Source organism: Bacillus sp. RC252, from assembly GCF_044909215.1.
GTDB lineage: Bacteria > Bacillota > Bacilli > Bacillales > Bacillaceae_G > Bacillus_A > Bacillus_A mycoides.
This window is the reverse complement of record NZ_JBIYDV010000001.1, coordinates 277,981-289,743: the sequence shown is the minus strand read 5'-3', so window position 1 is coordinate 289,743 and position 11,763 is coordinate 277,981. Positions and strand designations below refer to the sequence as shown.

Below are 11,763 nucleotides of genomic sequence, written 5' to 3'. Positions count from 1 at the left end.
TTTATAATCTTTTATGCGAACGTAAGTTCTGTTTCCGGGATGAAGAAGTTTATGTGAAATGGAGAGGGTGTTTTATGTATCCTGAAGTCATTAAAAAGATGGCATTTTCAAGAGAGCATAGAGAGTTATTATTAAAGTTGTATAATAAAGAAATTACGCGTCGTGAATATGATCGACTTGTGGAATCGCTATATAGACCTTCTAAAGAGGCTTGCGAAGGATAAGGTGGGAGAGACAATCTAAAGGATTGTCTTTTTTATATTTGCGTATGTTCTGGTAAAATTAAGGTTAGCCTTAAAAGGAGGTGAAAAGCTTGCGAAAACGTTTATATATAGGGATTGGGGTTATTCTCTTAATCGCTTTAGGTGGAGTTGTATTTTGGTCAGCTTTACAAGGAAATCGTACCGAGCATTTTATTTTACGACATATGGTGAATGAAAATGGAACACTTGCAACGTATCGCTTAGAGGATACAAAGGCAGGTAAGGGTGAAGCGAAGGGCCGTGAAGCTTTATCAGAATCTGCAGGGTTATGGCTACAATATACACTTGATAAAGATGATCAAGCTTTATTTGATGAACAAGTGAAGGTTATTCAAAATAACTTTGTACACAAGGATCGCATCGTTATATGGAAAATCTCTGAAAAGGGAGAAATGCAGTCAGCTACTAATGCACTTATCGATGATCTTCGTATTATAGAACAATTATATCGTGCTTATGAAATGTACAAGGAAGATCGCTATAAAAACCTTGCAGATCAATTGAGTGATTCTGTACTTCGTTATAATAAAAAAGGTAATTATTACGTTGATTATTACGATGCAGATACAGGGAAACAAAATAACTTTGCAACAACATCTTACATAAATCCGCATGCATTCTCTTATATGAAAAAGTATGGAAAAATTTCTGCACAGCAGTATCAGGAAGTTGTTCAGTTTTTAGCGGATTACCCAAGGCAGGGCTGGGCATTCCCGAAAGAGTATAAAGATGATGGGACATTTACGTACGATAAAGAAGTGAATCTTATTGATCAATCATACGTTGCTTATCATCGTAGTTTAGGCGGTCTTTCATCAGATGCTTATTTGGAATTTATAAAGAAGAAATTTCGCGAAGACGAAAAGTTATATGGTCGTTATAACTTAGAAACGGGAAAACAAGCTGTGAACTATGAATCACCAGCATCTTACGGATTAACAATTTTGTACGTACTACAAACAGGTGATACAAAGTTTGCGAAGGAATTGTATGAGCGGATGACTACATTCCGAAATGATAATGTATTTAGTAGATATTATGGTGGATATGTAACAGGTGAGAATAATAATACACATATTTTCGATAACGTATTGCCGCTTTTAGCGGAAATGGAATTGGATAAGAGTAAAAAATAGAAGGTGCCACCCTATGGGGATGGTACCTTCTATTTGTGTCGTTATTTGTTTGTAAAGCGATATAATTTTACGCCCTAATATTGGAGAAGTAATCAATCACGAATTCACGAAATTGCTGGGCGGTGTTTGATAAATAGCGCTTCTTCGACCAACTTAAGCCGATAGTTCGTTCGCAATTAGGTTCAATGATACGTAACTTATTTGATGCTAAAGTAGAGTTTTTTAATAAAGTTAAACTTGGGACAAAGGCGATGCCAAGACCTTGCTTAATGAGATCGCTAATCACGGTTGGTTCATCTACTTCAAAAGCGATATGTGGAGTGAAACCAGCTTTTTTACAAAATTCATCTGTTAAGTGCCGAAATCCGTAACCAGTGTTCATACTAATAAACGATTCGTCTTTTACTTCATGCAAATAGATACTTTCGCGGTTTGATAACCGATGTCCTGAAGGAACAGCTAAGAAAATTTCTTCTGTGATAAGTGGTTCCCAAACCATTTCCTCGCCTTCAATTGGTACAGAGGAGATACAAAAATCAATTTCCATATTATCTAGTTGCCGCTTCATAGAAGGAGTAGATGCGAGAAATTGTTGGAATCGAACGTTAGGGTGTTCTAGTAAAAAAGAACCGAGTAGCTCGGGTAATATTCTTGGAATAGAAACTGCAAGCGTAATAGAGCCTTGTTGTAATTCAGCTAAATCTTTAATTTCACGTTCCCCTTCACTTAATTCATGAAAAATGCGTTCTACTCGTTTTAAAAATACTTTGCCGAAAGAGTTTAATGTAATCTGTCGACCTTGGCGATCAAATAAGGGGACGTCTAAGTCCTTTTCTAGTCTAGCGATTGTTTTACTGAGTGAAGGCTGCGCGATATGCAATTCTTCAGCTGCTTTTGTCATATGTTCTAGTCGTGCGACTGTCTGAAAGTATTTTAATTGAAGAAGTTCCACTTCGAATCTCCTTTCTATAGACCAAAAGGAATGAATTGATAATTAAAGATGTATTATACAGTATGGAAAGTGACGTGTATAGTAAATCTGTTAAACCATTCGAAGGGTGTTAAATTAGGAGAAGGAGTATGTTTCATGAAGGGAATTCAACTTATATTTAAAGATTGGAAGGCGATGTGGAACCATAAACATGGACGTATCGCTTTAATTTTTTTATTAATCGTTCCTTTAATTTATTCAGGATTCTTCTTAGCTGGATATTGGGATCCGTACGGAAAATTAGATAAATTACCTGTTGCAGTTGTTAATTTAGATAAGGGTGCTGTGATGGATGAAAAAACAATCCAGGCTGGAGACGATTTTGTTAAAAATTTAAAAGAGAATAAGGAATTGGCGTTTCATTTCGTATCAGAAAAAGATGCTGATGAAGGGCTAAAAGAAGATAAGTATTATATGGTGGTTACGATTCCGGAGGAGTTCTCTAAAAAGGTAAGTACACTAATGGATGAGAAACCAGAGCCGGCGAGGCTGCAGTACAAAGTAAATCCAGGGAAAAACTTTGTAGCAGCTCAAATTGGAACGACAGCTGTTGAAAATATGAAAACAAAAATTTCAAATAGTATTACGAAATCTTATACAGAAGGTGTCTTTTCAAAGTTTCAAGATTTGGCACAAGGGTTGGGTGATGCAAGAAATGGCGCTGAGAAGTTGCACGAAGGAACGACGGATGCGAAAAATGGGGCGAATCAGCTTGTAGATGGTATTCATCGTTTAAATGATGGAACAGTGAAGTTAAAAGAAGGAAGTGATAAGCTTGCCTCTAGTCAATCGGCCTTAACTTGGGGAGCAAATGAGCTTAGTCAAGGAGCGACATCACTTCATAATGGTATGGAGCTGCTAGCACAAGGTGAGAAGTCTTTACAATCAGGAGTTAGTGAATTAAGTGCTGGTACAAATGAATGGGTGAACGGAAGTGAGAAACTTGCTGAAGGGCAAGTGAAAGCGGACAATGCAGCAAATAGTGTAAAACAACAATTAGAAGAGTACGTGAAAAGTCATCCAGAAGTGCAGCAAGATCCTGCTTTTCAAAAGATCATTGCTACTTCTAACGGATTAGCTAAAGCAACAAACACTTTAAATAATAGCCAACAACAATTGACACAAGGTGCGCGGAAGCTTACTGATGGTCAGCATAAGATTGAGGAAGGCATGAATACATTCGGAGTTAAGTTAAACGAAGCTACCGCTGGAACGAAAAAGATAGCAGATGGTACTTCGAATTTAGCTGATGGATTTACGAAGTGGGGAAATGGATTTACATCATTACAAGAAGGTGTAAATCACCTTGCGAGTGGCGGAACAGAGCTGAATCATGGGGCTGATAAGTTAACGAACGGACTTGTTAAACTTGACGATGGTGCGAAAGAACTTTCTACGAAATTGGGAGAGGGCGCAGAGAAGATAGCGGATGTTCGCAATGATGATGCACGCAATACGATGTTCTCAGAGCCGGTTCAATTAGTGAAGTCGACAGTTTCTGATGTGCCTAACTACGGTTCAGGTATTGCACCATACTTTTTATCACTGGCATTTTATGTTGGCGGAATTATGGCATCGAATATTTTACCTCTTGGCCGTAGACAAAATATGAAGGTAAGCGGAACAGTACATTTTATTAATAAACTAGGATTGGTATATTTAATTGGACTTATTCAAGCATTACTTGTGGATGTGGCTGTGCTAGGAGTTATGAAATTAGAAGTTGCAAGTGTGCCACTCTTTGTTTTATCAAGTATCGTTATTTCCTTTACGTTCATGACATTTATTCTTATGCTAGTAACGGTATTTGGTCTTGTTGGAAAGTTCTTAGCAGTAACGCTTCTCGTCCTGCAATTAGCGACGAGCGGGGGGACTTTCCCAGGAGAATTAAATATAGCTGTTCTTAGCAAAATTGGACAGTTTCTCCCAATGTCTCATTCTCTTAGAGGATTACAAGATGTTATCTCTTTAGGAGATTGGTCGCAATTACGAATGCAGATTTTAATTTTATTATGCTATCTCGTTGTTGCTGGCGGAATTGCTTGGATCACGAGCCATATACAGCATAGGGAAACGAATGCAGAACAAGTTTCTTAAAATGAAAGAAGCTATCCGTTTTTTTAGGATAGCTTCTTTTTTATTTACGTTCCATTACCGCAAAGTAATTATTTTCATTATCAGCAAAGTTGAATGCTCTACCAGTAGGTAAATCTACAACTTGTCCAACTGTAACGTTTTTCTCAGAAAGATCTTTATACAGTTGATCTAAGTTATTAGAGAAGAACATAAGTGAAGGTGTATTTAAGTTTAATTCAGGTTGCATCTTCGCAATTAACGCCTTATCGTGAAGGACGATGCTTGTTCCAGCTTCTTTTGCCGGCGCAATTTCAATCCAGCGAAATCCTTGACCGTTATTTTCTTCCGCAACGATTTGGAATCCTACTGTTTCTGTCCAAAATTGTACTGATTCATCTTGGTTATTTACATATAACATAATTTGTCCAATTTGATTAATCATAGGTGTGTCCTACTTTCTTTTCTTGTATGGAATACTATTATATCAAATATATGGTTTAAATACTTTTTCATGATTTTTCCGAATGGCAATCTTCGCCCATTTCATATTTGTCGTAGGGGAAGGCCCTGTAACCCACGTGTGAAATGGTAGTATGCTACCAATGACCATTGCTAAAATAGAGAATGTGGCCGTTAGTATAAATAATAATAGGCTATATAATATTGTGTTTTCTTGCAATGTAAATAAAGAAAGAAATTTTGTACATAGTTGTAAGAAGAAAAAATGAGCTAAATAAGCGCCATACGTGTAATTCCCGATAAAGCGTAAAGCTTTATATAAGAAACCACGTCGCTGTACAATTGTAATAGATAACACGTACAGTATCATAATTTCACAAACAATATATAAAAACATGGACGGTTTTAAATAAGTAGAAACCGTTAAATGAATAGAATTGGCGCCGTAAAAACTAAATAACTCATAATTGATGAATAAAAATAAGATGAAAAATAGTATTGTGATAAGCGGAATATGTTTCATGACAAATATACGCCAAGTTTTTAATGATACAGCAGCTATTCCTCCCATGACGAAATAGAATGAGTAGAAGAAGAAGGAACGATCTGTATAATGTAAAATGGTTGAACTAGTCAGTTTCTCTCCATTAAAAATGTAGTGAGAAGAATACCACATTAAGAAGAAATATAGACAAGCGAAAATGGTCATATATTTATATATGTCTTTTTTATTTTCTGTTCGTTTTTGAAACCAATAAAATAGTGTGCATAGTAACGGGAACAATAAGTGAATTTGGAACATCATAATAACGTACCAAAGATGAGGTGCAGCTGTTCCGAGTAATAAACTTTGTATTCCGCCTTGTAGTGTAATGACATCGTTTGTTGTTAATAGATAAAGAATAGACCAAAAGAAATAAGGGATGAGTAAATGTGTGGATTTTTCATAAATATACTCTGTATAAACGAGTTTCTTCGTATATTGCCGAATTAAATGGAAGCCGACGATAAATATGAATGCAGGTGCTGAAAATTTTGCAAGATTAAATAGCATGCCCATAATGAGGGATTGCTCGAGTAAGACATTTCCTTGATTCATTGTATATAATAAGGAACTTTGCAAAACGACAGCAAGAAATGCAATGCTTTGCAAAACTTTGAATTCTGGTGCGCTTTGAGTCATTGTATCCATCTCCTTTTCCATACATGATTATAGTACGGAGAATGGATAATGGATGTGGAGTATTTGTGAAGATTATAACAAATTTGTGGCGGAATGGATTATTTCGAAATATATGTATCACAACTTTAAATATATCAACGATTATTCCAATATATCTATCACAACAAAAAAGAGGATGCTTGTTAGGAGCATCCTCTTTCTATATATTAAGCAAATTTATTTTTGATCCAGTTTTTACCTTCTACAAGGCGAGCTGTCATTACGGCACAAGCGTTATCTCCTGTTACGTTTAACACTGTTGCAGGAGGATCGATGATTGTACTAATTGCTGCGATAATTGGCAATGCTTCTGGTGGGAATCCGTATAGAGAAACGATTAACATTTCCCCAATCATACCGCCGCCTGGAATAGCACCCATTACTGTTCCTACTAATAGAGAAACGACAAGTGCGATTGCTAATGTTTTCGGTCCTTCGAATTCCATGTTGAAAATACCGAATAAGAAAGCAATTTTTAATACCCCGCCTAAAACAGATCCGTCTTTATGAAGTGTAGATCCAAGAAGGACAACTGTTTCACGAACGTCAGAAGAAATACCCATTTTCTTCGTTGCTTCTAAGTTCGATGGAATACTTGCGGCACTACTACAAGTTGCAAGTGATGTAACTGTAGGAGAGACCATGTTCTTCCAAAATACTTGTACACCTTGTTTGCGACCTGCAAGGTACGCATAGAATGTAAAGAATACAAAGAAGTAAATAAGAGAAGCTGGATAGTATACCATTGCTGCTCGGAAGTAAGTTCCAAGAAGTTGTGGTCCGAATTCACCAACTAATGCTGCGAAGTAGGCAGCTAGTCCGATTGGAGCGTAGTACATAATGAAAGATACAACTTTCATTGAAATTTCTGCACCAGCTTGTAGGAATGTAGCGAATGGTTTCCCTTTTTCACCAACTGCTGAAGTTGCAACCCCCATTAAGATAGAGAAGAAAATAAGAGCTAACATGTTCTCGCGAGATAGTAACTTTGAAAAGTCTGATACTGTTATGATACCAACAATTTGATCAGCAACACTAACTGCTTTTTCAGCTTTATCAGGCTGCGTTAGTTCTAATACAACACCTTGTGCTGGCGGGAATACTTTCACGATAATAATCATAAAAATAGCAGCTAAAATACTTGTAAATAAGAAAGTTCCAGCCATACTAGACATAATTTTACCGAAACGTTTTAATCCATCCATATTAGCAATAGATGACGCGATGCTAAAGAACACTAACGGTACAACAATCGTAAACATTAAGTTTAAGAAAATGTCACCAAGCGGCTTTAAAGCAACTGCATCGGCACCCATGAAATAACCAATGAAACCACCAATTAGGATAGAAGATAATAAAATAAGCGGAAAGCGATATGCCTTCATAAATATATCCTCCTATCGATTATAAAAAATCATACTGAATCATTATAGCGAGTTAGAGACTTCTTTACTAGGAAAATACGGATAGATGGAATAGCGTGAAAACCGAGAAATTTTTGTTTTTAAGCTCGGCATACAGTTAGAAATCTAGACATATATATTTGTAACCTAGTGGTGGCAAGGGCTACACCATAACTTAGGTTTGGAAAAAGGGGGAGGGGAGCGAGATGAATATTTTACTTTGCTGTGCAGCGGGAATGTCTTCCAGTTTGATTGTTACAAAAATGGAGAAAGCAGCAGAGGCAAGAGGGATCCAGGTAAAGATTTGGGCAGTATCAGGTTCAGAAGTGCGAAATCATATTGATACTGCAGATGTACTTTTACTTGGACCGCAAGTACGTTATTTATTACCGAAAATGAAAGAATTATGTAAGGAGAAGGGAATACCTGTTGATGTCATTCAATCCGTCCATTACGGACTTTGTAATGGAGAGGCTATCTTACAAGCAGCTTTGTCCATGAAACCATGAGGAGAGTGGGATAGATGATAAAGTTTTTAGAGAAATATGTGATGCCAGTGGCAGGGAAGGTTGCAGAGCAGAGGCATTTGCAAGCGATTCGTGATGGAATTGTTTTAACGATGCCTTTCTTAATTATTGGATCATTTTTCCTTATTATTAGTGCATTACCAATACCAGGATATAATGATTTTATGGCAGGTTTATTTGGTGAGAATTGGCAGAGAGCTTTAGGGTATCCAGTTAGTGCAACTTTTAATATAATGGCTTTAATAGCTGTTTTTGGAATCGCTTACAGACTTGGTGAGTATTATAAAGTAGATGCTTTAGCATCTGGTGCATTATCGCTTGTAACCTTCTTGCTTGCAACTCCATTTCAAGTTGCATATATTATACCAAGCACGAAGGAAAGTGTGATTGTAGATGGAGCAATCCCAGCGGCGCTAATGGGAAGCCAAGGTTTATTTGTAGCGATGATTATTGCAATTATATCTACTGAACTTTATCGGTTTATTGTACAAAAAAAGATGATTATAAAGATGCCGGAGACAGTTCCACCAGCTGTGACACGTTCATTTGCGGCACTTGTTCCAGGTTTTATTGTTGTAACGGTTATTTGGATTTTGCGCTTAATTATAGAAAATACTTCTTTTGGCAGTATCCATAATATTGTGGGGCAAATTTTACAGGAACCACTCAGTGTACTTGGTGCTAGTCTTTGGGGCGCAATAATAGCAGTTATTCTCGTTCATGTTCTTTGGTCTTGTGGAATTCATGGCGCTACTATTGTTGGTGGTGTAATGAGCCCCGTTTGGTTGTCGTTAATGGATCAAAACCGAGTTGCTTTCCAAGCAGGGCAAGATGTACCGAATACGATTACCGCACAGTTTTTTGATTTATGGATTTATATGGGTGGTTCTGGTGCAACACTCGCTTTAGTTGTAGGAATGTTACTATTTGCGCGAAGTCAGCAATTAAAAAGTTTAGGGCGATTGTCAATTGCGCCTGGTATATTTAATATTAATGAAATGGTAACTTTTGGTATGCCGATTGTAATGAATCCAATTTTACTTATTCCATTTATATTGGTTCCAGTTGTGTTAACGATTGTTTCTTACTTTGCAATGGAATGGGGATGGGTCGCACGTCCGAGCGGAGCGGCTGTACCTTGGACGACACCTATTCTTTTTAGTGGATATTTAGGATCAGGCGGGAAAATTTCAGGTGTTGTTTTACAACTTGTTAACTTTGCACTTGCATTCTTTATTTACTTACCGTTCTTAAAAATATGGGATAAACAAAAAGTAGCGGAAGAAAAGGGGGAGTAAAGAACTAAAATGGATACGATAGAGACGAAAGCTTTTCACTTAATTTTACATGGTGGTAATGCGAGAAGCTGCTCAATGGAAGCAATTGATTGTGCAAAGCGCGGTGAATTTCAGGAAGCAGAAGCGAAACTACAAGAAGCTTTAAATGAATTGCAAGAGGCGCATCGCTTACAAACAGAGCTCATACAGAAAGAGGCTGCCGGGGAAAAAACCGAAGTTACCCTTTTGATGGTGCATGCACAAGATCATTTAATGAACGCAATTACGGTGAAGGAATTGGCGAGTGAGTTTGTAGAATTATATAGGAAGATGTCGGTGGATGAATGAACCTTGCTTAGGCAAGGTTTTTTTATGTGTTAAAAAATAATTTAGTGTTTTTTTTGTTTAAACACAACTAGACAACTAAACACTAATCTATTTTCATACAGTTATGTGTTAAAAGTGAGGTGTTTTATAACACACTGTGTGTTTTCTGGGGGACACACTGATTGAAAGCGGTAACACACAAAGAAATCACTCGAAAAAACGCTGATTTTAGGCGTTTTGAAAAGTTGGCACGCTAATTGCAATAATAAATAGCGTAAAGAAAAATAAATAAAACATAAAATTTTTATACTACACAAGGGGGATTTATAAATGAATATTTTATTATGTTGTTCAGCAGGGATGTCTACAAGTTTACTAGTTACAAAAATGGAAGCGGCTGCAAAAGCTCGTGGTCTAGAAGGTAAGATTTGGGCTGTATCTGGGGATGCAGTAAAAAACAATATCGATCAAGCAGATGTATTATTACTAGGACCACAAGTTCGTTACATGCTTTCTACAATGAAAACGCTTGCCGATGAGAAAAATGTTGGAGTCGATGTTATTAACTCAATGCACTACGGCATGATGAATGGAGAAGCAGTTTTAGATCACGCATTAACACTTAAAAAATAATTAGGGGGGAAGCGAAATGCAAAAATTTATTGCATTTATGGAGAAGTATATTGTTCCTGTCGCTGGTAAAATCGGATCGCAACGTCACTTAGCTGCGATCCGTGATGGATTTATTGCAGTTATGCCACTTATTTTAGTTGGTGCATTGGCATCACTAATTAATGGTTTTCCGTCTGAAGCTTTCCAAGAGTTCATGAAAGGTTTGTTTGGTGAAACGTGGAAACAAGTTGGCGGTGGAATGTGGACTGGTTCTTTCGCAATTCTAGCACTAATCATAGCATTTACAACAAGTTATAACTTAGCAAAATCTTACGGCGTTGATGGTTTGTCAGCAGGTATTATTTCATTTGGTGCGTTAATTATTCTTACGCCAACAACACCGAAAGAAGGCGGATTGAACTTAGCTTGGACAGGGGCACAAGGGCTATTTGTAGCAATTATCGTGGCACTCCTTGTTACTGAGGTATTCCGTTTCTTTGTACAAAGAAACATTACTTTTAAAATGCCTGATGGAGTACCACCAGCAGTTTTAAGATCTTTCGCAGCTATAGTTCCAGCATTTGTTATCTTAACAGCAGTTGCAGGTATTCAATTAGCAGTGAAATTAGCTGGTACAAGTGTTCATGAATTTATCTTTAATACGATTCAATCACCACTGCAAAGTTTAGCAGGGACATTACCAAGTGCAATTGTCATTGTACTCCTTGTTCATCTTCTTTGGTTCTTCGGTTTACATGGGCCAAATATCGTTGGTGGTATTATTGAGCCATTATACTTACCGGCATTAGAGAAAAATATGAAGTTATTCCAAGGTGGTACATCTGCATTTGATGTTCCAAACATTATTACAAAACCATTCTTTGATACTTTTGTATATCTTGGTGGTTCTGGTGCAACATTAGCGTTCTTAGTGGTCGTATTACTTGTAGCAAAAAGTGCACAATTACGCGGTGTATCTCGCTTATCAATTGGACCAGGTGCATTCAATATTAACGAACCAGTAATCTTTGGTACACCAATTATTTTAAATCCAATTTTATTCTTACCGTTTATCCTAACACCAATTGTATTAGTAATTACTTCTTATACAGCTCTATCTATTGGTTGGGTACCAAAAACAGTTGTGATGATTCCATGGGCAACACCACCAATTATTAGTGGTTATCTTGTAACAGGTGGACATCTTTCAGGTGCAATTCTACAGTTATTCAACTTTGTAATTGCGATGGTAATCTACTATCCATTCGTTGTATTATCTGACCGTTCTGTTGTTCGTACTGAAAAAGCAGCAGCACAAGGAAATAACAACTCTGTACCTATGTAACATAGTAATTGTTCTCACAGGTAACATTATCTGTGAGAACAATCACCTTTATATCATGTTCAAAAAGATGAGACCCATCTACAAGAACACCAAACTATCATTAATAAAATAATAATTTAATAGAA

General features: G+C 36.9%; 12 protein-coding genes. 8 read left to right on the top strand and 4 right to left on the bottom strand.

The window, feature by feature from the left end; all coding sequences use genetic code 11:
• The first annotated feature begins 74 nt into the window (after nucleotides 1–74).
• Nucleotides 75–224 carry a hypothetical protein gene (locus ABH960_RS01550; protein ID WP_242310174.1) on the top strand — a complete coding sequence of 50 codons (150 nt, stop codon included), beginning with the start codon at nucleotides 75–77 and terminating at the stop codon, nucleotides 222–224.
• An 89-nt stretch (nucleotides 225–313) separates the two neighbouring features.
• Complete coding sequence (locus ABH960_RS01545; protein ID WP_002089636.1) at nucleotides 314–1,399, top strand: hypothetical protein; 1,086 nt, start codon at nucleotides 314–316, stop codon at nucleotides 1,397–1,399.
• Nucleotides 1,400–1,466: 67 nt separating this feature from the next.
• Here ABH960_RS01545 and ABH960_RS01540 read toward each other — a convergent pair whose 3' ends face one another.
• A complete protein-coding gene (locus ABH960_RS01540; protein WP_404442182.1) occupies nucleotides 1,467–2,351 on the bottom strand; it encodes a LysR family transcriptional regulator in 885 nt (294 codons plus the stop codon).
• Between the two features lie 135 nt (nucleotides 2,352–2,486).
• Between ABH960_RS01540 and ABH960_RS01535 the strand changes: the two genes are divergently transcribed.
• Nucleotides 2,487–4,487, top strand: a complete 2,001-nt coding sequence (locus ABH960_RS01535; protein WP_404442179.1) for a YhgE/Pip family protein — start codon at nucleotides 2,487–2,489, stop codon at nucleotides 4,485–4,487.
• A gap of 40 nt (nucleotides 4,488–4,527) precedes the next feature.
• Here the strand turns inward: ABH960_RS01535 and ABH960_RS01530 are convergent, their stop codons facing one another.
• The 3 genes from ABH960_RS01530 to ABH960_RS01520 all read right to left on the bottom strand — a co-directional run bounded on the left by ABH960_RS01530 (nucleotide 4,528) and on the right by ABH960_RS01520 (nucleotide 7,532).
• Nucleotides 4,528–4,908, bottom strand: a complete 381-nt coding sequence (locus ABH960_RS01530) for a VOC family protein (protein ID WP_219300911.1) — start codon at nucleotides 4,906–4,908, stop codon at nucleotides 4,528–4,530.
• 42 nt (nucleotides 4,909–4,950) lie between these two features.
• Nucleotides 4,951–6,108 carry an acyltransferase gene (locus ABH960_RS01525; RefSeq protein ID WP_404442176.1) on the bottom strand — a complete coding sequence of 386 codons (1,158 nt, stop codon included), beginning with the start codon at nucleotides 6,106–6,108 and terminating at the stop codon, nucleotides 4,951–4,953.
• Nucleotides 6,109–6,314: 206 nt separating this feature from the next.
• Complete coding sequence (locus ABH960_RS01520; protein ID WP_002139104.1) at nucleotides 6,315–7,532, bottom strand: dicarboxylate/amino acid:cation symporter; 1,218 nt, start codon at nucleotides 7,530–7,532, stop codon at nucleotides 6,315–6,317.
• 224 nt (nucleotides 7,533–7,756) lie between these two features.
• Here ABH960_RS01520 and ABH960_RS01515 point away from each other — a divergent pair, with 224 nt between their 5' ends.
• The 5 genes from ABH960_RS01515 (at nucleotide 7,757) to celB (ABH960_RS01495) (ending at nucleotide 11,638) form a co-directional block, all read left to right on the top strand.
• The gene (locus tag ABH960_RS01515) at nucleotides 7,757–8,059 is read left to right on the top strand and encodes a PTS sugar transporter subunit IIB (RefSeq protein ID WP_002089630.1); all 303 of its coding nucleotides are present in this window, start codon (nucleotides 7,757–7,759) and stop codon (nucleotides 8,057–8,059) included.
• A gap of 14 nt (nucleotides 8,060–8,073) precedes the next feature.
• Nucleotides 8,074–9,375, top strand: a complete 1,302-nt coding sequence (celB, locus tag ABH960_RS01510) for a PTS cellobiose transporter subunit IIC (protein WP_404442172.1) — start codon at nucleotides 8,074–8,076, stop codon at nucleotides 9,373–9,375.
• A 9-nt stretch (nucleotides 9,376–9,384) separates the two neighbouring features.
• On the top strand, nucleotides 9,385–9,702 hold the full coding sequence (locus tag ABH960_RS01505; RefSeq protein WP_002016162.1) for a PTS sugar transporter subunit IIA: 318 nt from the start codon (nucleotides 9,385–9,387) through the stop codon (nucleotides 9,700–9,702).
• 309 nt (nucleotides 9,703–10,011) lie between these two features.
• Nucleotides 10,012–10,314 (top strand): PTS sugar transporter subunit IIB, encoded by a 303-nt coding sequence (locus tag ABH960_RS01500; protein WP_002089627.1) that lies wholly within the window; start codon nucleotides 10,012–10,014, stop codon nucleotides 10,312–10,314.
• Between the two features lie 16 nt (nucleotides 10,315–10,330).
• The gene (gene celB, locus ABH960_RS01495) at nucleotides 10,331–11,638 is read left to right on the top strand and encodes a PTS cellobiose transporter subunit IIC (RefSeq protein WP_012261997.1); all 1,308 of its coding nucleotides are present in this window, start codon (nucleotides 10,331–10,333) and stop codon (nucleotides 11,636–11,638) included.
• Nucleotides 11,639–11,763 lie beyond the last annotated feature (125 nt).

Excerpts from the sequence above, each read along its gene's own strand:
- ABH960_RS01550 (WP_242310174.1), top strand. The coding sequence starts at position 75 with ATGTATCCTGAAGTCATTAAAAAGATGGCATTTTCAAGAGAGCATAGA.
- ABH960_RS01535 (WP_404442179.1), top strand. The coding sequence starts at position 2,487 with ATGAAGGGAATTCAACTTATATTTAAAGATTGGAAGGCGATGTGGAAC.
- ABH960_RS01530 (WP_219300911.1), bottom strand. The coding sequence starts at position 4,908 with ATGATTAATCAAATTGGACAAATTATGTTATATGTAAATAACCAAGAT.
- ABH960_RS01525 (WP_404442176.1), bottom strand. The coding sequence starts at position 6,108 with ATGACTCAAAGCGCACCAGAATTCAAAGTTTTGCAAAGCATTGCATTT.
- ABH960_RS01520 (WP_002139104.1), bottom strand. The coding sequence starts at position 7,532 with ATGAAGGCATATCGCTTTCCGCTTATTTTATTATCTTCTATCCTAATT.
- ABH960_RS01515 (WP_002089630.1), top strand. The coding sequence starts at position 7,757 with ATGAATATTTTACTTTGCTGTGCAGCGGGAATGTCTTCCAGTTTGATT.
- celB (WP_404442172.1), top strand. The coding sequence starts at position 8,074 with ATGATAAAGTTTTTAGAGAAATATGTGATGCCAGTGGCAGGGAAGGTT.
- ABH960_RS01505 (WP_002016162.1), top strand. The coding sequence starts at position 9,385 with ATGGATACGATAGAGACGAAAGCTTTTCACTTAATTTTACATGGTGGT.
- ABH960_RS01500 (WP_002089627.1), top strand. The coding sequence starts at position 10,012 with ATGAATATTTTATTATGTTGTTCAGCAGGGATGTCTACAAGTTTACTA.
- celB (WP_012261997.1), top strand. The coding sequence starts at position 10,331 with ATGCAAAAATTTATTGCATTTATGGAGAAGTATATTGTTCCTGTCGCT.